Source organism: Sphingorhabdus sp. (assembly GCF_044354325.1).
Classification (GTDB): domain Bacteria; phylum Pseudomonadota; class Alphaproteobacteria; order Sphingomonadales; family Sphingomonadaceae; genus Sphingorhabdus_B.
This window is the reverse complement of the sequence record NZ_JBILAF010000035.1, coordinates 1-17,167: the sequence shown is the minus strand read 5'-3', so window position 1 is coordinate 17,167 and position 17,167 is coordinate 1. Positions and strand designations below refer to the sequence as shown.

Sequence of the window (17,167 nt, the reverse complement as noted above, 5' to 3'; positions counted from 1 at the left end):
TTTATATCAAAAACTGGCGCAAATTCAGGACTTGGGGCAAGCCTTAAAACATGAAGGCTGATAGCCGATGGTAACCGCATTGATCGTGACAAACATGGTCGGTTGGAAAAGTCTGCCGAACGTGAACTTGTCGCTGTAACAGCGGCACCGATAAAGTTCTTCTAACCCATGGCCAACTAATCCTGTTTTGAAGCTTGGACGACTGCCGTCCATTTTGGTGTCATGGAAAAAGCACGAGTCTATTTGGTGGGCGCTGGCCCCGGTGACCCCGACCTGCTGACGGTGAAGGCTGCACGGCTGATCTCTTCGGCCGATGTCGTTGTGCATGATGGCCTTGTCGACGCCGCGATTATGGCGCTGATTAGCCCGTCCGCACGCCTGATTTCAGTAGCGAAAAGCCGGTCGCGCCATTCTGTGCCGCAGGACGGCATTAATGACATTCTGGTGCGTGAGGCGCAGGTTGGCCGGGTCGTTGTTCGGCTAAAGGGTGGCGATCCGTTCATTTTTGGACGCGGTGGCGAAGAAGCCGAAGCCTGCCGTGATGCCGGAATAGATGTCGAGGTTGTGCCCGGCATCTCTGCGGCCATGGGCGGCGCTGCGGCGACTATGCTGCCACTCACCCACCGCGATGCCTCCAGCGCCGTCACCTTCGTGGCTGGCCAGTGCAAGGGCCTGACCGACCAGAATTGGGCTGGCCTTGCCGGTAAAGGTCGCACGCTCGTCATTTACATGGGCGTTGCGACTGCTGCGGATATTACAGAAAAGCTGATTTCCGACGGCTTGTCACCGGATACGCCCGTTGCCGTGCTCGAACGCGCGACGCGGCCCGATGCGCGCGCGATGCAAACGATCCTCACCGATTTGGGCGACATGATTAAGCGTGAGGGCGTCCAATCGCCCGCAATCATCGTTGTCGGCGACGTTGTCCTCAAATCAGATGCCGAAAACCGGCTCAAACATTTTGCCAAACAGGCGGAGAAAATTGCGTGAAGTTACTGACTGGAAATGAATTGCGCTCTGGCGCTGTGACCTGGTGGACGGGCAGCGGCTGGTCGCTCCATGTTGAAGATGCGGTTGATGTCGGTGAACATGGCGAAGCCGTGCTGCATGCCGAGGAAGGTGCACGCCGTGTGAACGCGCCGTACATCATCGACGCGGTTGCAACACCCCAAGGGCCACGCCCCGCGCATATCAAGGACAGGGTCCGTGCGCTTGGGCCAACGGTGCGGCCAGACCTTACACTAAAACCCGCTGACCCAGCGGCAGGCGACTGGATAATCTGATATGTATAAATATGACCATTTCGACCAATCGATCGTCGATGCCCGCGTTGCCGAATTTCGCGATCAGGTAAACCGGCGTATCGCGGGTGAGATTACGGAAGACCAGTTCAAGCCATTGCGGCTGATGAACGGTCTGTATCTGCAACTGCATGCCTATATGCTGCGCGTCGCCATTCCTTACGGCACGCTCGACAGCCGCCAGATGCGGATGCTCGCGCATATCGCCCGCAAATATGACCGCGATTACGGCCATTTCACCACGCGCCAGAATATCCAATATAACTGGATCAAGCTTGAGGAATGCGCGGATCTGTTGGAAGAACTGGCAACGGTTGAAATGCATGCCATTCAAACCAGCGGCAATTGTATTCGTAACATTTCGTCGGACCAATATGCAGGTGCGGCGGCGGATGAAGTTGCTGATCCGCGTCCTTGGGCAGAATTGCTGCGCCAATGGTCCACATTCCACCCAGAGTTCAGCTATCTGCCGCGCAAGTTCAAGATTGCGGTCATCGCATCCCCCGAAGATCGTGCCGCCATGCGCTTGCATGACATCGGGCTAGAGCTTGTCCGTCAAAATGGCGAATTGGGCGCGCGCGTATTCGTCGGTGGCGGCATGGGCCGTACGCCAATGATTGCGCCAGAGATCAATCCGTTCGTCAAAGCCGACGATCTGCTGAGCTACATCGAAGCCTGCTTGCGCGTGTACAATCGCTACGGCCGCCGCGACAATATTTACAAGGCGCGTATCAAGATACTCGTCCACGAAATTGGTGCAGACGAATATCGCCGTCAGGTTACGGAAGAATTTGCGCATGTCAAAACGCTGGGCATCGATCCGCCATTGGCAGAGCTGGAGCGCATCAGCGCCTTCTTTGCACCGCCTGCATTTGATGCAGCAGACGTGGAGCCCGATCGCAGCGATCCCGACTTTGCGGTTTGGCTTGATCAGAACGTGAAGCCACACAAGCAAGCCGGTTACGCAATCGTCAACATCAGCCTGAAGCCCATTGGCGGCATTCCGGGCGATGCCACATCGGCGCAAATCGATGTGATGGCTGATCTTGCCGAGCAATATGGCTTCGACGAGTTGCGCGTCACCCATGCGCAGAACATCGTCCTGCCACATGTGGCCAAACGTGATCTGCACGCAGTGTGGCAAGCATTGCGCGAAGCGGAGTTGGCAGATGCCAATCTTGACCTGATCAGCGATATCATCGCCTGCCCCGGTCTCGATTATTGCAGCCTTGCCAACGCCCGTTCGATCCCCGTCGCGCAGAAAATTGCGACGCGCTTTGCCGACATGGACCGGCAACGCGATTTGGGCGAGCTGAAGCTTAAAATCTCCGGCTGCATCAATGCCTGCGGGCATCACCATGCGGGTCATATCGGCATATTGGGTGTCGACCGAAAGGGTGTTGAAAATTATCAGCTGACCTTCGGCGGCTCTGGCGCGGAAGACGTCAGCATCGGGAAAATCATTGGCCCCGGCTTTGATGAAGACGGCGTTGTCGACGCGGTCGAGAAAGCCACCGAAGTCTACAAGACGCTGCGTGAAGGCGATGAGCGTTTCATCGACACATATCGCCGTGTCGGCCTCGAACCATTTAAGGAGGCGATCTATGGTTGAGTTTCGCTATCGCACGGATGAAGTCACTGAACAGCCATCGGTTACGCTAGATGCCTTTTTGGATCAGTCAAATGCAACCGCCGTCCGGCTGGAACCCGATGATGATGCACGCGCACTGATCCCGTTTTTGGATCGGCTGACGCTTATCGAAGTTGCCTTCCCCAAATATCGCGACGGGCGTGGCTACAGTTCAGCACGCATCTTGCGTGAAGCTGGTTACACCGGCGAACTGCGCGCACAAGGCGATGTTCTGGTCGACCAAATTGCGTTCATGCGGCGCTGTGGCTTTGACAGCTTTGCACCCGAAGCGTCGTTAAATCCCGAAGCCGTCGCGCGCGCGCTTTCAACCTATGACCAGTTTTACCAAAAGGCCGCGGACGCCGCGGTTCCCGTTTGGAAGCTACGGCATGGGTGAACAGGTTCGCATCGCCGACCGTATCAACACCGCACCACGTTATACTGAGGCGGACGCCGTTCGTCTCAACAACATGTTCCGTGGGCGCGATACTGTCGAGATGCTGACCGTCTTACTGCGTGAAAATATGTTGGGTGATGCGGCGATAGTCTCCAGCTTCGGCGCAGAGAGCGCCGTTTTGCTGCATCTGATTGCCAGCATTGACCCCGCCACGCCTGTCCTATTCCTCGACACCGGGAAGCATTTTCCCGAGACGATTACTTATCGCGAGGAATTGCGCGATATCCTTGGCCTATTGGACCTGCGCATCATCGCACCCGACCCTGCGCATCTGGCGAAAAAGGACGGAACTGGCCTGCGCTGGTCTTATGATCCCGATGGCTGCTGCGAAATTCGCAAAGTCCTTCCGCTAAAGTCTGCGCTTGCGGGTTTTGATGCCCAATTTACGGGCCGAAAAGCCTTTCAGTCGGCAACCCGCAAGGCGCTGCCACGTTTCGAGATCGAGGAAGGCCGCTTGAAGGTCAACCCGCTTGCCGATTGGGACAAGGCCAGAATCGAAGCCTATATGGCGGAGCACGCACTGCCTGTGCATCCACTGGTGGAACAGGGCTATCCATCGATTGGCTGCTCACCCTGCACTACCAAGGTTGCGGCCGGCGAAGACCCGCGCTCGGGTCGCTGGAAGGGCTGGGACAAGGTTGAGTGCGGCATTCATACGGCCGTTACGCCGCTGGATGACAGCGCAAACGACCCGATCTTTTAACCGGCGCGCGCATTTAATCCTTCTGGAAAAAATAGGCCTGAATGTCCGCTGCAATACGCGCGGGACGAAGTGTTTCGGCGTCGATGCAACACCAGCTTGATTTGACCTCAGCCAACACGTCTTCACCGCGCTTGATGACCGTTTCGTAAAACGACCGGGCACCCTGCACTTTTTCAAGAACCACGGACGCGATAACGACATCATCAAGAAATGCCGGCTTCCGGTAGGTGATCTCGTGCTTCAACGCGACCCACAGATATTTGGCAGCAGCCTCAGGCGGGGCAAGCTTGTTCCAATGCGCGAGCACTGCATCCTGCACCCAATTCAAATAACGCGCGTTATTCACGTGCCCCATGAAGTCGATGTCTGAAGGCAGTACGCCTATACGGTGAAGATGCAGGTGAGCGGTTGTCATAAGGCTTTCATGATAAACGTTAAGAGAGGGTGCTACAGCCCTATTGCTGCAAAAACATGAATATATGCTGGCTATTACGGACAATGCGAAAGATTTTAAATTTCTGCGAAAACGGCTTGGTTCTGACATGAACTTGCAACACCCGTTCCGCGATCCCACATGACGCATATGGACCGCTCGAAACGAAATAGCTGGAGCGATTTGCCTGCCTATCGCTGGTCGATGGTCATTTTGGGTTGGGCGCTGATCATTACGGCGCCAGTTATCAGCTGGCTTCCAGGTCCAGGCGGACTAGCGCAGTTTATCATCGGGCTCGGCGTGGTCCTCAAACATTCGCTTTGGGCCAAGAAGCGATATTCGCGGCTTTCAAAGATCCATCCGGAATATGCGCGCTGGGCCAATTGGGCACTGCGGCGCAACAAGGTCAAAGGCCGCCCGCCCTTTCCCGATGTCAAACGCGATATCCTGTACCTGTTCCGCCGCGACGACGTCGACATGAAAATGCCCTGACCTGTGTTGACTTTTAGCCTTTCGGACCGTATTGGCCACTGCAACAGAAGCGGTCGCTGCGCAGATTCGGCGGCCCTTTTCATTTCAAGACGCAAAAAATTTAAGGATTACAGTCATGAAGCGCACTTTTCAGCCGAGCAATCTCGTGCGTGCCCGTCGCCACGGTTTTCGTCTCCGTATGTCAACCGCCGCTGGCCGCAACATCCTGAACGCACGTCGCGCACGCGGCCGCAAGAAACTGTCGGCTTAATCCCCGAGCAGGCGGACCGCGACATGCGCGGTTACAGCGTTATCAAAAAAAGGTCAGACTTTCTGGCCGCCAACCGGGGGAAGCGATATGCAACTCCCGGTTTTGTTTTGCTGGTTCGCGACAGACAGGACGACAGCCCTGCAATCCGGCTGGGCATCACCATCACCAAAAAAGTCGGTAACGCCGTCATCCGCAACCGCATGCGCCGCCGCTTTCGCGCGCTTGCGCTGGAAATGCTCGCCGATAAGGGCAAGGCAGGCGCGGATCATATTCTAATCGGTCGCGACAGCGGTATCGAACGCGATTTCGACGCCTTGCGCGCGGATATGGTCAAGGCGTTGGGGAAGCTGTGCGCGTGATCGCAAGGCTGCTCATCTTATGCGCACGCGCTTGGCAAATTGGGCCTTCCCGCATTTTACCGCCAACCTGCCGGTACAGCCCCAGCTGCTCGGCCTATGCAATAACGGCACTTCAAAAGCATGGCGCAATTAAGGGTGGCTGGCTGGCCATCAAACGGCTATTGCGCTGCCAACCTTGGGGTGGGCATGGATATGATCCAGTGCCATGACGCCCAATTGATTGATTAACGGGGATTTACACGTGGACGATAAACGCAACCTGATTTTTGCAGTCTTGCTGACAGGCCTTATCCTGTTCGGATGGCCTTATGTCGCCAGCTATTTCTTTCCAACCCCCGCCCCTGTGACCAGCAGCGCCACGACCGCAGCCAGCCCAGCTGGCGCGGCAACGTCGGATGTGCAGGTTGAGGCGGCCCCTGCAAAAGCACAGGCCATTCCGCTCAGCAGCGCGCTTCAGTCGACAGCCCGCATCGTGGTGGAAACGCCAAAGTTGAAGGGCTCGATCAATCTTGAAGGCGCAAAAATTGACGACCTTTTGTTGCTCACCCACCGCACCGCACTCGCCAAGGATTCGGCCCCAGTGCGCCTGTTCGCACCATCGGGCACAAAAGATGCCTATTTTGCGCGCTTTGGTTGGGCTGGCACTGGCGTAACGGTTCCTGATGATAAAACCGTCTGGACGCCAAGCGGCAATAAGCTGACGCCAACAACGCCCGTCACATTAAGCTGGACCAACAGCCTTAATCAGAAGTTTGATATCGCGCTGTCGATTGACGAAAACTACATGATTACCGCGAAGCAGACCTTCACCAATGGCGGCGCTACCCCAGTTGAGATCGCAAATTTTGCGTTGCTGAGCCGCACCGGAAAACCTGCCGACGCGACATCTGGTGGTTCGATATTTACGCATATCCACATCGGCCCAATGGGCGTTTTTGACGAAAAACCCAATTATGATTGGGGCTATGTCGACGTCGAGGAAAACAAAGGCGAGGCATCATTCACCAGCACGGGTGGATGGCTGGGCTTCACCGACAAATATTGGCTCGGCGCACTTATTCCGGACCAAAAAACGCCCGTATCGGCCAAGTTCCGTGCCAGCGGCGATGTCTATCAGGCGCAGGTTATTCCAACACGCTATACCAGCGTTGCGCCAGGTGCGGCCCTTAACAGCGGCTCGCGTCTGTTCGCTGGCGCTAAAGAAATGGCCGTTCTTGACGCCTATTCAAAGAATCTGGGCATTCCCTATCTCGATTATGCCATTGATTGGGGCTGGTTCTGGTTCATCGCCATTCCGTTCTTCTGGATCCTGCATTGGCTGTTCGGCCTTTTCGGAAACTTTGGTTTAGCCATTATTGGTCTCACCATTGTTGTGCGCGGTTTCATGTACCCCGTGGCGCAAAAGCAATTTGCGTCGATGGCGCAGATGCGCGCTGTTCAGCCTAAGCTGAAGGCGCTGCAAGAGCGTTGGAAGGATGACAAGCCACGCCTGCAGCAGGAAATGATGAAGCTTTACAAGGATGAAAAGGTAAACCCGCTTGCCGGCTGCCTGCCCATCTTGCTGCAGATTCCTATCTTCTTCGCGCTGTACAAGATTCTGCTGCTGTCGATCGAAATGCGTCACCAGCCGTTCGTGCTGTGGCTGAAGGATTTGTCGGCACCCGACCCGTTGACACCGATCAACCTGTTTGGACTGCTGCCTTTTGACCCGCCATCGTTCATTGCCATTGGCATTTTGCCAATATTGCTTGGCGTGACGATGTGGCTGATGCAGCGCCTGAACCCGCAGCCTATGGATGACGTGCAAAAGCAGGTATTTGCCGTCATGCCATGGTTCCTGATGTTCATCATGGCGCCATTTGCCGCTGGACTTCAGCTCTATTGGGTCATGTCGAACCTGGTGTCGATTGCGCAGCAAAAGTGGCTCTATTCACGTCACCCGGCGTTGCGGGAGCAGATGGCGCGTGATGCGCAAGAGAAAGCGGCAGCGAAAGCCAAGGCGGGGTCGTGAGCGCGGATGTCATTGCGGGAATAGCCGAACCGAACCGGATATTCTCCGGTCCGGTTACGTTCCTGAAATCAGCGCCCAAGCTGGAATTTCTGCCGGATCCAACGGTCCCGGAAATCGCCTTTGCCGGTCGGTCCAACGTCGGCAAGTCCAGCCTGATTAATGCGTTGGTGAACCGCAACAACCTTGCGCGCGCGTCCAACACACCGGGCCGTACGCAAGAGCTGAACTTTTTCGATGTTGGTGAACCGGCGTTGTTTCGCATCGTCGACATGCCGGGCTATGGCTATGCCAAAGCCCCCATCAAGACGGTGCAGCAATGGCGTTATCTGATTAACGATTATCTGCGTGGTCGCGCGGTGTTAAAGCGCGTGTTTGTGCTGATCGACAGCCGCCATGGCATTAAAGAAGTCGACCATGAAATCATGAAAATGCTCGACGCAGCCGCCATCAGCTACCGGATTGTGCTGACCAAGACCGACAAGATCAAAGCGTCCGAACGCGAAGCGGTTGAGGTCGACACCATGGCAAAACTGCGCAAACATGTTGCTGCCTATCCAGAGCTTTCGGTGACATCGGCGGAGAAGCGCGGGGGCATTGATGAATTGCGCGCGGCTGTGTTGGAAGCCGTCGCTTCTTAGGGTCAGGACCTATGAAACTGATTATCGGAAACAAAGCCTATTCAAGCTGGTCGCTGCGCGGCTGGCTTGCGGCCAAGCAATCCGGCCTGCATTTTGATGAAATCATTGTTCCGTTGTTCGCCGACGGCTGGGAAGAGCGCAAACGCGAAGACGACCTTGCGCCATCATCGGGCAAGGTGCCGACCTTGTGGGATGGAGAGGCCGTAGTCTGGGACAGCCTTGCGATCATCGATTATCTCGCGGACAAGGTGGGGCGGGATCGCTTTTGGCCCAAGGACGAAGTCGCGCGCGGCATGGCGCGGTCCATGGCGGCGGAGATGCATGCGGGCTATACCGCCCTGCGCCGCGAATTCCCGATGAATACGCGCAAGACCTTTCGCGACGTCACGATATCCGAAGAGACAAGGAAAGACGCGGTCCGCATATTACAAACATGGGCCGAAGCCCGCTCGCGCTTTGGCAAAGACGGGCCATATTTGTTTGGCACATTCAGTGCGGCGGACATCATGTTCGCACCTGTGGTGACGCGTTTTGTGACCTATGGCTTCACCCTGCCCGGTTTCGCCGAAAGCTATGCAGAAACGATTATGGCGCATCCATGGATGGAAGAATGGTACGCTGCCGCCGCAGAAGAACCATGGACGATTCAGCGGATTGAGGACGCGGTTACTTAATCCGCTCCGTGGGATAAGGCGTCCCGTCTTTGCGGAAATAACCCGCATCGCCGAATGTCATGTCGATATCAGCGTAGACACCGCCTGCACCGCGATCGCCAGCACCGATAGCAATGAAGACACAATCGCAATCGCTGCGGTTAATCAGATGATGGCCGTTTGGTTCGCCCGCCGCCCAAGCCGCAATGTCGCCTGCCCGCAAAACCGTTTCGGCATCATCCTCAATCAATACGGCTTCGCCCGAAAGGATGATGACGATTTCGTCTTCCTTATGGTGCCAGTGCCGGTGCGATGACCATCCGCCTGGCTTAAGTACGACATGACTTGCACCCAGTTGTGTAAGACCCGCTTCCGGTGCCAACCTTCGCCACCACCTGCCCTCAACTTCGCGGTCATATGGAGCGGGATACCCCGTTGCATTGCTTTGGGCGATTGCATCGAGGTTGAGTTTAGGCACTGGAGGGCTCTAGCCGCATTGTGCGCGGTGCAGCAGCTTCTGGTCGGCCAGCACAAGCGCCATCATAGCCTCGACCACTGGGGTGCCGCGGATGCCCACGCAGGGGTCGTGGCGGCCCTTTGTAATGATGTCGGTCGCATCGCCGTCGCGGGTGACAGTTTCCACGGGCGTGAGGATTGATGACGTCGGCTTGAACGCGACCCGCACCAACACGGGTTGCCCTGTGGAGATACCGCCCGCAATTCCCCCTGCATTATTGGCTAGGAATTCAGGGTGGTTCGATCCTTCCGATGAAGGCCGCATGCGGTCGGCATTTTCTTCGCCACGCAAACGCGCTGCGCCAAAGCCTGCGCCAATTTCGACGCCTTTAACCGCGTTGATGCTCATCATCGCCGACGCCAATTCGCTGTCGAGTTTCGCATATAAAGGTGCGCCCCAACCGGGTGGTACGCCGGTGGCGACACATTCGATGACGGCGCCCAGCGATGATCCCGCCTTGCGCGCCTCATCCACCAATTTTTCCCACCGACCGGCAGCGGCTTCGTCCGGGCAGAAAAACGGGTTTTTGTCGATTTGTGCGGCTTCAAAATTATTACGGTCGATCGCATCGCCGCCAATTTCCGCAACATAAGCGATGATGTGTACGTCAGGCATGACCGCCCTTGCCACTGCGCCAGCGGCCACACGTGCAGCGGTTTCACGCGCACTTGAACGTCCGCCACCGCGATAATCGCGAAAGCCATATTTTGCGTCATAGCTGTAATCGGCATGGCCCGGGCGATAGGCCTTGGCCACGTCAGAATAATCTTTGGACCGCTGATCAACATTTTCGATCATCAGCGAAATGGGTGTTCCCGTGGTCCGGCCTTCAAAAACACCCGACAAAATCCGCACCGCATCCGGCTCCTGCCGCTGCGTAGTGAAGCGCGATGTTCCGGGACGGCGCTTGTCCAAAAATGGCTGAATGTCCGCTTCGGACAAGGCAAGTCCGGGAGGGCAACCATCAACCACTGCGCCAAGCGCAGGACCGTGGGACTCTCCCCAAGTCGTGAACCGAAAAACGCGTCCGAAAGTATTAAAACTCATGTGCGCGCGCTCCTGTCCATAAATTCTATGCGATTTCCAAAAGGGTCATGCGTAAAAAACCGCTTTCGTCCGTCCACATCACTGTCATTTTGCGTATGATATCCAGCCCTTTCCAGACGCGCACGCAGTTCGTCAAGGCCGATGGTGCTAAGCGCGACATGCGCTTTTTGCGCGGCGCGAAAATTTTGATCGACACCGAGATGAATCTGTCGGTCGGCGACGGCAAACCAGCAGCCCCCTCGGGCCTCTAGGTCAGCCGGTTTCGGGAGTTCATCAAGCTTCAATAGATTCCCGAAAAACGCCCGCGCGCGATCTTCACCGCCCTCCGGAATAGCAAGTTGCACATGGTCGATGTCGAAACCAAACGTCATTCGATTTCATCGACCGAAGAGCGCGCTACGATTTTGCGATAGTGCACCAACCCGTTGCGATGCCCCGCGATCATTTTGCAGTGTCGATATCAGGAGCATCCTCCTGCTTCATGCCGACGGTGTGGTAACCCGCATCCACATGGTGAATTTCGCCGGTAACACCTGCGCCCAGATCGGACAGGAAATATAATGAAGACGCACCAACGTCATCAATGGTCACATTGCGGCGCAGCGGCGTGTTTAGTTCATTCCATTTGAGGATATAGCGGAAATCACCAATGCCCGACGCAGCGAGCGTCTTGATCGGTCCAGCCGATATCGCGTTCACGCGAATGCCCTGTGGCCCGACATCATTCGCCAGATATTTTACCGACGTTTCCAGTGCTGCCTTGGCCACGCCCATGACGTTGTAATGCGGCATCACCTTTTCTGCGCCATAATAACTGAGCGTCAGCATTGATCCGCCACCTTCACCGGTTTCGGGATCAATCGGCTTCATCATCGCCGCAGCGCGCTTGGCGACGGCGGTAAAGCTGTAGACGCTGATGTTCATCGTCATCAGGAAGTCATCCAAGCCTACGTCGAAATATTTGCCGCGCAGTGCTTCCTTGTTGGTGAAGCCAATCGCGTGCACCACAAAATCAATGGTAGGCCATTTGGCCGCCAGCGTGTCAAAGGCGCGATCAAGATTGTCCATGTCGGCAACGTCGCAATCGATGAGAAAGTCACAACCCAGTTGTTCCGCCAATGGCCGAACGCGCTTTTCCATGACTTCGCCCTGATAGCTGAACGCCAATTCCGCGCCTTCGGCATGCAAACGCTTCGCAATGCCCCACGCCAGAGACTTGTCATTGGCGAGCCCCATAATCAGCCCGCGTTTGCCCGCCATCAATCCAGTCATAAAATCCTCATTCGTCAGGTGAATTTTGTTGCCGATGCTTTAGTCCATTTTCATGGGCGTTGGCCAGTGCTGCGTTTAATTGCGCTCCTGTCACCAATCCCAGCCCAATAAGATAGAAGAAAATGAGCGCCACCATAACACCGGCAAGGCTGCCATATGTGAGGTCATAATTGCTGACGCGCGACAGGAAAACCGGCAAAAGCGCCGTGAGGCCAAGCCACCACATGCTCACCAATGCTGGCCCTGGCCATTTGGGAAAGGCGGATGACCGATATTTGGACGGGGTTAGGCCTGCAAAGATGACGTAGATTGCGACGAACAATGTAATGAATGGAATGATACGGCCCCACGCGAAATAGCCAGAAACCATCTGCGCGGTGGGAATGTAGCGATACACCAGATCCTCAACCGCGGTCACCACAACCTGCGCCGAAAAAGCCACCATCGCCAGAACAACCGACGCGATGATCGCGCCGAGCGAACCCAATCGATAATGCCAGAACGCACGGCTGGGTTCCGCACCATAAGACCGATACAGCACATCGCGAAAGGTTTCGATCAGGCTGGCCGCGGTCCAAAGACTGACCGCAGCGCTTAGCCATAGCAATGGCCCCGAACGTGCGGTCATGGCGGACTCAATGGGTTCTTTCAGCGCGGCTCCGACACTGGGCGGGACAGTCACGAAAAACGCTTCAATCAGCGCCAGCCCGGACTCGGTTTGTCCAACTGCGCCAGCGATGGCAGCGGCCACAATGCAGAACGCGAAAAGTGATACCAACGACAGATATGCGAAATTGCCCGCGTGAATGAAGCCGTCGCTATACACACCGACGGCGACACGCTTGGTCACTTCGACAACCTGGCCCGTCAGCCCAAGGTGCGCAAACCATGTCGCTTCGCTTTCATCGGCATGTGCCGTCGCCGGAAGATGTGCCCGTGCCTCCGGTGACAGAGGCGAAATTTCAGACACCAAGATTTTCCCGGACATTATTGTCCGACAGGACACCCGCCAGACGTGCCAGTTCCACAGGGTCCGATGGCAAATGAATCATCAGCGTGACCAATTGGTCACCGCGTCCACCCGATTTTGTTGTGAAGCCCCTGCCCTTTATCCGCAGAACGGCGCCGGAATTGGTACGCGGCGGAACAGTCAGCATGACTGCGCCATCGACGGTCGGAACCTTCACCTTGCCGCCATCGACCGCTTCTTTGATCGAGATCGGCAGGTCAATCCGGATATGGTCGCCATCACGCGCCAGATCGGGGTGCTTACCAAGCTTCAGCGTGACCATGGCATCGCCATTGCCGCCCGGCCCCGGCTGACCGCGCCCCGGAATGCGGATCTGTTGTCCGGCAACAAGGCCTGCAGGCAGTTTGAACTCAACGGTCTTGCCATCGCCCAGCGTAATGCGCTGCGGCGCGAGCGTCGCAGCATCCGTGAAGGACACCAAATGTTCATACGCAATATTCGCGCCCTTGGGTGGCGGCGCTTGCTGCGGACGTGGGCCAGCACCGGGACGGCCTCCGCCGCCGCCAAACAAGCCATCAAAAATGTCGCCAAGGTCAATGCCGCCGCTGCCAAAGTCGAAATTGCCACCGCCCGGTCCGCCTTGGCTATATCCGCCGCCGCCAAAGGGGTTGCCACCGGCAAAGCGGGGTTGGCCGTTTTCATCTATTTCGCCGCGGTCAAATTGCCCGCGCTTTTTGGGGTCCGATAACAAATCATACGCCTGCGTAATTTCGCTAAAGCGCTCCGAAGCTTTCGGATTGTCCTTGTTCTTGTCGGGATGCAATTCCTTCGCAAGCTTACGATAAGCGGATTTAATCGCTTTCTCGTCCGCGCCTTTGGAAACGCCTAATATCGAATAAGGATCGGCCATTCTTGTCCCTGTTTACCCTGCTTATCCGTCTTACATTGGTATTACAGTGCCCCAAGTCAACTCGGAAGCAGGGCGCTCGCGTGTTTTTTACCGGTAATTTGGCGTAGCAGAAGATATAGCAGCAGGCCAATCGGCCCCGCCATCAGCGTGAAGAACAGTATCGGCACCTGAAGCCAGCGTGCAATCTTGTGCTGGTCTGCATTTCGCGCAATCCAGATGCCGACAAACAAATCGAACGCCAAATAATGGATCCAGCCGATTGTCGCGCCGCCCGGCGAGTCAAACAACGCCATAATCCCGGCTAAGGTCGTGAAGTCGGCAGGCGGCCGGCCTACGGGACCGCCATCGGAGATAAGTCCAGCCATCAACGGGATGATAAGACCGGCATATAGGCAGGCGAGCAACACCGTTCCTGCGAAAAATATATAAGGCACGACCCGTTCGCGCTTCGGACTGAGCGCCAAAACCACCCAAGCGAGCAGCGCCCAGGCATTTGCGACACCGAATATCATTTCCCAGTTCATTTTGTTTTCTAGCCCCTTTTAACCCGCACCAGTCTAGCCTATCGGTGGGCTATGGAAAGACCTGATCCTTTTAGCCTGTTCGACGATTGGTTTGCCGAAGCGCGGACCACCGAAATCAACGACTCCAACGCAATGGCATTGGCGACCACGGGCGCAGATGGGCAACCTTCGGTCCGCATGGTGCTGTTGAAAGGCCATGGCCCCGACCTTGGCGACCATGGTGGATTTGTTTTTTATACGAATTTCGAAAGCCGCAAGGCGATGCAATTGTCCGACAATGCGCAGGTCGCGTTGCTGTTTCACTGGAAATCGTTGCGGCGGCAAATCCGGATTGAGGGTGCAGCGAACCCCGTCGACGACGCGACCGCCGATGCCTATTTCGCCACCCGCTCGCGCAATTCACAGCTGGGGGCATGGGCTTCGGACCAGTCGCGTCCCTTGGCCGACCGCGCGACATTCGAAGCGCGTTTTGCCGAAGTAGAAGCCCGCTTTGAAGGGCAAGATGTTCCGCGCCCGCCGCATTGGTCGGGTTGGATGGTCAGTCCGCACCGCATCGAATTCTGGCAAGACCGCGAATTCCGCCTGCACGAACGTTGGCTATATGAACGTGACAGCGACGGCTGGACGACGGGTATGTTGTATCCATGAAGGGCCGCACATGAGCCTTGGGCATAGCCACCATCACGATACGCATGGTGAACTCACCAAACGTGCGGCCATCGCCAGCGTATCGATGGCGCTGTTCCTGCTCGCACTTAAAATATTTGCAGCGGCGGAAACCGGATCAGTTGCCCTGCTTGGGTCATTAGCGGACACTGGATTTGATGTTCTCGCCTCGTTGCTCATGCTTTTCAGCGTCCGTTACGCCGCGATGCCCGCCGATGACGACCACCGTTTCGGCCATGGCAAGGCGGAGGCATTGTCCGCCTTGGTGCAGGTTGTGCTCGTCATACTGTCGGCCATTCTGATTTCATGGCGCGCGATTGTGCGGCTCGGCTCGCAGGAACCGACGGCGCATCCGGAATATGGCATTGGGGTCTCATTCATCGCGATTGTGGCGACGGTCGGGCTGCTTGCCTATCAACGTTATGTTGTCCGCAAAACCGGCTCAGTCGCTATTCAAGCGGACCATGTGCATTATCAGAGCGACCTGTTGCTCAATGTTGCGGTTATTGTCGCAATCGTTCTTGATACGATGCTGGGTGTGCGCGGAGCAGACCCATTGTTCGGCATCGCGATTGCCGCATGGCTGTTGTGGGGCGCTTATAAGGCGGCGCGTCTGGCGTTGGACCAATTGCTGGATCGCGAATGGCCGCAGGAAAAGCGCCAGCGCTTTATCGAAGTTGCCATGCGCCACCCGGAACTGCGCGGCATTCACGATATGCGCACCCGTTCAAGCGGTACGCATGACTTTTGCCAGTTTCACGTATGGGTCGACCCCGACATGACCGTTGCGGCCGCACACCATATCATGGACGAAGTCGAACAAGCGTTGATGGATGAATTTCCCGGCGTCGAAGTGTTGATCCACCCCGACCCCGAAGGTCATAAAGACGAAATGGGTTATATCCCGTCCGAAACCATCGAACATCACGAGCATTCACATGACTGACTTGCCTTATTATCACGTAGACGCCTTTGCGCAGCGGCCGTTTACCGGCAATCAGGCCGCGGTCATGCCGCTCATGCACTGGTTGGATGACGCCGTGCTGCAGGCGATTGGTGAGGAAAACAATTTCGCCGAAACGGCATTCTACGTGCCCGACGAAACCGGTGCCGCCGATTATGAATTGCGCTGGTTCACGCCTGAGGTTGAAATACGCCTCTGCGGCCATGCGACACTTGCGAGCGGGCATATCGTCCTGAGCCAAAACCCTGCGCTTGACCGCGTGACGTTCCGGACACGCAAAGCGGGCATATTGGAAGTACGCCGCGAAGGTGATGGTTATGCCGTTGCCTTGCCGGCAATCCCGACAGAGCCGGTAGATAACCCCGAAATGATGCAGGCCATGGGCGGCAATCCCCTGTCGATGCGCAGCAACCCCGACAGCTATAATATGTTCGTGTACGCAACGGCGGCCGAAATTTTGGCATTGAAGCCCGATATGAAGGCGCTTGCGACACTTGGCGATGACAGCTTCACCGCCACGGCGCGCGGGGAGGACACCGACATTGTCAGCCGCGCTTTTGTTCCAGGTGCAGGGGTGGACGAAGACAGCGTTACCGGCAGCGCCCATGCGGTACTGACGCCTTATTGGGCTGCCGAACTGGGCCGTGACAATTTTACGGCCTATCAAGCATCGGCGCGCGGCGGTTATCTTGGCTGTCGTCTTGATGGTGAACGTGTGTGGTTGTCAGGCCATTGTTTTACGGTAGTAAAGGGTATGTTCAGCTTGGGCTGACCATCACAGTCATTCCATTGTTCAAAGGATTATTCATGCGTACATCATTGGCCATACTGGCTGCACTCGTCCTGTCCCCTGTTGCGATGGCTCAGGACGCGCCTCCGCCGCCACCCGCCGGTGGTGTGCCGCAGCCCGAGCAAATCTTTGCTTTTCTCGATGCAAATAAAGACGGCTTCATCGGTAAGGACGAAGCACAGGGACCATTGGTCCAGTATTTCGGGATGATCGATACCGATAAGGACGACAAGATTTCGATGGCAGAGCTAAAGACCGCCATGGAAGCAATGCGTCCGCCCGAGCCTGCGCAAGGTCAGACCGAAGGCAAATAATTTATCCTAAGATAAAACGCGCGGGCAGCCATCGGGCTTCCCGCGCGTTTTTAATATCAGGCGACAGTCGCCTTGCGGATGACGCCTGGATTCGCAGGCGGTTCACCCTTTGGCAAAGCATCGATATGTTCCATGCCGCTGGTGACTTGGCCCCAGACCGTATATTGACGGTCAAGGAAGGTCGCATCATCAAAGCAGATGAAGAACTGGCTGTTGGCCGTGTTCGGGTCATTGGTACGCGCCATGGAGCATACGCCGCGCACATG

25 protein-coding genes are annotated in these 17,167 nt (G+C 56.3%); 17 read left to right on the top strand and 8 right to left on the bottom strand.

Annotated features, from left to right (window positions below; all coding sequences use genetic code 11):
- The first annotated feature begins 222 nt into the window (after nucleotides 1–222).
- Genes cobA through ACIQ0G_RS05040 form a run of 5 tightly spaced genes read left to right on the top strand, consistent with a single transcriptional unit; the run spans nucleotide 223 to nucleotide 4,091 of the window.
- Nucleotides 223–990 carry a uroporphyrinogen-III C-methyltransferase gene (cobA, locus tag ACIQ0G_RS05060; protein WP_397576964.1) on the top strand — a complete coding sequence of 256 codons (768 nt, stop codon included), beginning with the start codon at nucleotides 223–225 and terminating at the stop codon, nucleotides 988–990.
- Nucleotides 987–1,283, top strand: coding sequence for a DUF2849 domain-containing protein (locus ACIQ0G_RS05055; RefSeq protein ID WP_183941664.1), 297 nt, complete (start codon nucleotides 987–989; stop codon nucleotides 1,281–1,283). The genes cobA and ACIQ0G_RS05055 overlap by 4 nt, the downstream gene beginning before the upstream one ends.
- Before the next feature lies 1 nt (nucleotide 1,284).
- Nucleotides 1,285–2,913, top strand: coding sequence for a nitrite/sulfite reductase (locus ACIQ0G_RS05050; protein ID WP_397576963.1), 1,629 nt, complete (start codon nucleotides 1,285–1,287; stop codon nucleotides 2,911–2,913).
- The gene (locus ACIQ0G_RS05045; protein WP_324479421.1) at nucleotides 2,906–3,328 is read left to right on the top strand and encodes a DUF934 domain-containing protein; all 423 of its coding nucleotides are present in this window, start codon (nucleotides 2,906–2,908) and stop codon (nucleotides 3,326–3,328) included. Before ACIQ0G_RS05050 ends, ACIQ0G_RS05045 begins: the two co-directional genes overlap by 8 nt.
- Nucleotides 3,321–4,091, top strand: coding sequence for a phosphoadenylyl-sulfate reductase (locus tag ACIQ0G_RS05040; RefSeq protein ID WP_397576962.1), 771 nt, complete (start codon nucleotides 3,321–3,323; stop codon nucleotides 4,089–4,091). Before ACIQ0G_RS05045 ends, ACIQ0G_RS05040 begins: the two co-directional genes overlap by 8 nt.
- A 13-nt stretch (nucleotides 4,092–4,104) precedes the next feature.
- Here the strand turns inward: ACIQ0G_RS05040 and ACIQ0G_RS05035 are convergent, their stop codons facing one another.
- On the bottom strand, nucleotides 4,105–4,506 hold the full coding sequence (locus ACIQ0G_RS05035) for an acyl-CoA thioesterase (RefSeq protein ID WP_397576961.1): 402 nt from the start codon (nucleotides 4,504–4,506) through the stop codon (nucleotides 4,105–4,107).
- A 159-nt stretch (nucleotides 4,507–4,665) separates the two neighbouring features.
- Between ACIQ0G_RS05035 and ACIQ0G_RS05030 the strand changes: the two genes are divergently transcribed.
- From ACIQ0G_RS05030 to ACIQ0G_RS05000, 7 genes are all read left to right on the top strand, one after another.
- The gene (locus ACIQ0G_RS05030) at nucleotides 4,666–5,016 is read left to right on the top strand and encodes a hypothetical protein (protein WP_397576960.1); all 351 of its coding nucleotides are present in this window, start codon (nucleotides 4,666–4,668) and stop codon (nucleotides 5,014–5,016) included.
- 115 nt (nucleotides 5,017–5,131) lie between these two features.
- The gene (gene rpmH, locus ACIQ0G_RS05025; RefSeq protein ID WP_125230634.1) at nucleotides 5,132–5,266 is read left to right on the top strand and encodes a 50S ribosomal protein L34; all 135 of its coding nucleotides are present in this window, start codon (nucleotides 5,132–5,134) and stop codon (nucleotides 5,264–5,266) included.
- A gap of 23 nt (nucleotides 5,267–5,289) precedes the next feature.
- On the top strand, nucleotides 5,290–5,625 hold the full coding sequence (gene rnpA / locus ACIQ0G_RS05020; protein WP_397576959.1) for a ribonuclease P protein component: 336 nt from the start codon (nucleotides 5,290–5,292) through the stop codon (nucleotides 5,623–5,625).
- Nucleotides 5,622–5,834, top strand: coding sequence for a membrane protein insertion efficiency factor YidD (gene yidD / locus ACIQ0G_RS05015; RefSeq protein ID WP_397576965.1), 213 nt, complete (start codon nucleotides 5,622–5,624; stop codon nucleotides 5,832–5,834). The genes rnpA and yidD overlap by 4 nt, the downstream gene beginning before the upstream one ends.
- 32 nt (nucleotides 5,835–5,866) lie before the next feature.
- A complete protein-coding gene (gene yidC / locus ACIQ0G_RS05010; RefSeq protein WP_397576958.1) occupies nucleotides 5,867–7,636 on the top strand; it encodes a membrane protein insertase YidC in 1,770 nt (589 codons plus the stop codon).
- Nucleotides 7,633–8,274 (top strand): ribosome biogenesis GTP-binding protein YihA/YsxC, encoded by a 642-nt coding sequence (yihA, locus tag ACIQ0G_RS05005; RefSeq protein ID WP_324479414.1) that lies wholly within the window; start codon nucleotides 7,633–7,635, stop codon nucleotides 8,272–8,274. Before yidC ends, yihA begins: the two co-directional genes overlap by 4 nt.
- 11 nt (nucleotides 8,275–8,285) lie before the next feature.
- Nucleotides 8,286–8,948: a glutathione S-transferase family protein gene (locus ACIQ0G_RS05000; protein ID WP_397576957.1), complete on the top strand. Its 663-nt coding sequence runs from the start codon at nucleotides 8,286–8,288 to the stop codon at nucleotides 8,946–8,948.
- On the opposite strand, the gene ACIQ0G_RS04995 is transcribed toward ACIQ0G_RS05000, so the two are convergent.
- Both ACIQ0G_RS04995 and aroC read right to left on the bottom strand, forming a co-directional pair.
- Nucleotides 8,941–9,405, bottom strand: coding sequence for a cupin domain-containing protein (locus tag ACIQ0G_RS04995; protein WP_397576956.1), 465 nt, complete (start codon nucleotides 9,403–9,405; stop codon nucleotides 8,941–8,943). The genes ACIQ0G_RS05000 and ACIQ0G_RS04995 overlap by 8 nt on opposite strands.
- A 9-nt stretch (nucleotides 9,406–9,414) precedes the next feature.
- On the bottom strand, nucleotides 9,415–10,491 hold the full coding sequence (gene aroC / locus ACIQ0G_RS04990) for a chorismate synthase (protein ID WP_324479411.1): 1,077 nt from the start codon (nucleotides 10,489–10,491) through the stop codon (nucleotides 9,415–9,417).
- A gap of 47 nt (nucleotides 10,492–10,538) precedes the next feature.
- Here aroC and ACIQ0G_RS04985 point away from each other — a divergent pair, with 47 nt between their 5' ends.
- On the top strand, nucleotides 10,539–10,742 hold the full coding sequence (locus ACIQ0G_RS04985; RefSeq protein ID WP_397576955.1) for a hypothetical protein: 204 nt from the start codon (nucleotides 10,539–10,541) through the stop codon (nucleotides 10,740–10,742).
- A gap of 190 nt (nucleotides 10,743–10,932) precedes the next feature.
- Here the strand turns inward: ACIQ0G_RS04985 and fabI are convergent, their stop codons facing one another.
- From fabI to ACIQ0G_RS04965, 4 genes are read right to left on the bottom strand one after another with little or no spacing between them, the layout of a single operon-like run.
- Nucleotides 10,933–11,763: an enoyl-ACP reductase FabI gene (fabI, locus tag ACIQ0G_RS04980; protein ID WP_397576954.1), complete on the bottom strand. Its 831-nt coding sequence runs from the start codon at nucleotides 11,761–11,763 to the stop codon at nucleotides 10,933–10,935.
- A gap of 7 nt (nucleotides 11,764–11,770) precedes the next feature.
- Entirely contained in the window at nucleotides 11,771–12,733 is a 963-nt protein-coding gene (locus tag ACIQ0G_RS04975) for a YihY/virulence factor BrkB family protein (RefSeq protein WP_397576953.1), read from the bottom strand.
- Nucleotides 12,726–13,643 (bottom strand): DnaJ C-terminal domain-containing protein, encoded by a 918-nt coding sequence (locus ACIQ0G_RS04970; protein WP_397576952.1) that lies wholly within the window; start codon nucleotides 13,641–13,643, stop codon nucleotides 12,726–12,728. Before ACIQ0G_RS04970 ends, ACIQ0G_RS04975 begins: the two co-directional genes overlap by 8 nt.
- 56 nt (nucleotides 13,644–13,699) lie before the next feature.
- Nucleotides 13,700–14,167, bottom strand: a complete 468-nt coding sequence (locus ACIQ0G_RS04965; protein ID WP_397576951.1) for an ABA4-like family protein — start codon at nucleotides 14,165–14,167, stop codon at nucleotides 13,700–13,702.
- Between the two features lie 51 nt (nucleotides 14,168–14,218).
- Here ACIQ0G_RS04965 and pdxH point away from each other — a divergent pair, with 51 nt between their 5' ends.
- Genes pdxH through ACIQ0G_RS04945 form a run of 4 tightly spaced genes read left to right on the top strand, consistent with a single transcriptional unit; the run spans nucleotide 14,219 to nucleotide 16,901 of the window.
- Nucleotides 14,219–14,815 carry a pyridoxamine 5'-phosphate oxidase gene (pdxH, locus tag ACIQ0G_RS04960; protein ID WP_397576950.1) on the top strand — a complete coding sequence of 199 codons (597 nt, stop codon included), beginning with the start codon at nucleotides 14,219–14,221 and terminating at the stop codon, nucleotides 14,813–14,815.
- A gap of 10 nt (nucleotides 14,816–14,825) precedes the next feature.
- On the top strand, nucleotides 14,826–15,779 hold the full coding sequence (locus tag ACIQ0G_RS04955) for a cation diffusion facilitator family transporter (protein ID WP_397576949.1): 954 nt from the start codon (nucleotides 14,826–14,828) through the stop codon (nucleotides 15,777–15,779).
- The gene (locus tag ACIQ0G_RS04950) at nucleotides 15,772–16,569 is read left to right on the top strand and encodes a PhzF family phenazine biosynthesis protein (protein WP_397576948.1); all 798 of its coding nucleotides are present in this window, start codon (nucleotides 15,772–15,774) and stop codon (nucleotides 16,567–16,569) included. Before ACIQ0G_RS04955 ends, ACIQ0G_RS04950 begins: the two co-directional genes overlap by 8 nt.
- Nucleotides 16,570–16,604: 35 nt before the next feature.
- Nucleotides 16,605–16,901 carry a hypothetical protein gene (locus ACIQ0G_RS04945; RefSeq protein ID WP_397576947.1) on the top strand — a complete coding sequence of 99 codons (297 nt, stop codon included), beginning with the start codon at nucleotides 16,605–16,607 and terminating at the stop codon, nucleotides 16,899–16,901.
- A 56-nt stretch (nucleotides 16,902–16,957) separates the two neighbouring features.
- On the opposite strand, the gene ACIQ0G_RS04940 is transcribed toward ACIQ0G_RS04945, so the two are convergent.
- The coding region (locus ACIQ0G_RS04940; protein ID WP_397576946.1) for a peptidylprolyl isomerase at nucleotides 16,958–17,167 on the bottom strand (210 nt) is incomplete at its 5' end.

Bases quoted from the DNA above. Each gene is read 5' to 3' on its own strand.
- cobA (WP_397576964.1), top strand. From the start codon at position 223: ATGGAAAAAGCACGAGTCTATTTGGTGGGCGCTGGCCCCGGTGACCCC.
- ACIQ0G_RS05050 (WP_397576963.1), top strand. From the start codon at position 1,285: ATGTATAAATATGACCATTTCGACCAATCGATCGTCGATGCCCGCGTT.
- ACIQ0G_RS05045 (WP_324479421.1), top strand. From the start codon at position 2,906: ATGGTTGAGTTTCGCTATCGCACGGATGAAGTCACTGAACAGCCATCG.
- ACIQ0G_RS05040 (WP_397576962.1), top strand. From the start codon at position 3,321: ATGGGTGAACAGGTTCGCATCGCCGACCGTATCAACACCGCACCACGT.
- ACIQ0G_RS05035 (WP_397576961.1), bottom strand. From the start codon at position 4,506: ATGACAACCGCTCACCTGCATCTTCACCGTATAGGCGTACTGCCTTCA.
- ACIQ0G_RS05030 (WP_397576960.1), top strand. From the start codon at position 4,666: ATGACGCATATGGACCGCTCGAAACGAAATAGCTGGAGCGATTTGCCT.
- rpmH (WP_125230634.1), top strand. From the start codon at position 5,132: ATGAAGCGCACTTTTCAGCCGAGCAATCTCGTGCGTGCCCGTCGCCAC.
- rnpA (WP_397576959.1), top strand. From the start codon at position 5,290: ATGCGCGGTTACAGCGTTATCAAAAAAAGGTCAGACTTTCTGGCCGCC.
- ACIQ0G_RS05000 (WP_397576957.1), top strand. From the start codon at position 8,286: ATGAAACTGATTATCGGAAACAAAGCCTATTCAAGCTGGTCGCTGCGC.
- aroC (WP_324479411.1), bottom strand. From the start codon at position 10,491: ATGAGTTTTAATACTTTCGGACGCGTTTTTCGGTTCACGACTTGGGGA.
- ACIQ0G_RS04985 (WP_397576955.1), top strand. From the start codon at position 10,539: ATGCGTAAAAAACCGCTTTCGTCCGTCCACATCACTGTCATTTTGCGT.
- fabI (WP_397576954.1), bottom strand. From the start codon at position 11,763: ATGACTGGATTGATGGCGGGCAAACGCGGGCTGATTATGGGGCTCGCC.
- ACIQ0G_RS04970 (WP_397576952.1), bottom strand. From the start codon at position 13,643: ATGGCCGATCCTTATTCGATATTAGGCGTTTCCAAAGGCGCGGACGAG.
- ACIQ0G_RS04965 (WP_397576951.1), bottom strand. From the start codon at position 14,167: ATGAACTGGGAAATGATATTCGGTGTCGCAAATGCCTGGGCGCTGCTC.
- pdxH (WP_397576950.1), top strand. From the start codon at position 14,219: ATGGAAAGACCTGATCCTTTTAGCCTGTTCGACGATTGGTTTGCCGAA.
- ACIQ0G_RS04955 (WP_397576949.1), top strand. From the start codon at position 14,826: ATGAGCCTTGGGCATAGCCACCATCACGATACGCATGGTGAACTCACC.
- ACIQ0G_RS04950 (WP_397576948.1), top strand. From the start codon at position 15,772: ATGACTGACTTGCCTTATTATCACGTAGACGCCTTTGCGCAGCGGCCG.
- ACIQ0G_RS04945 (WP_397576947.1), top strand. From the start codon at position 16,605: ATGCGTACATCATTGGCCATACTGGCTGCACTCGTCCTGTCCCCTGTT.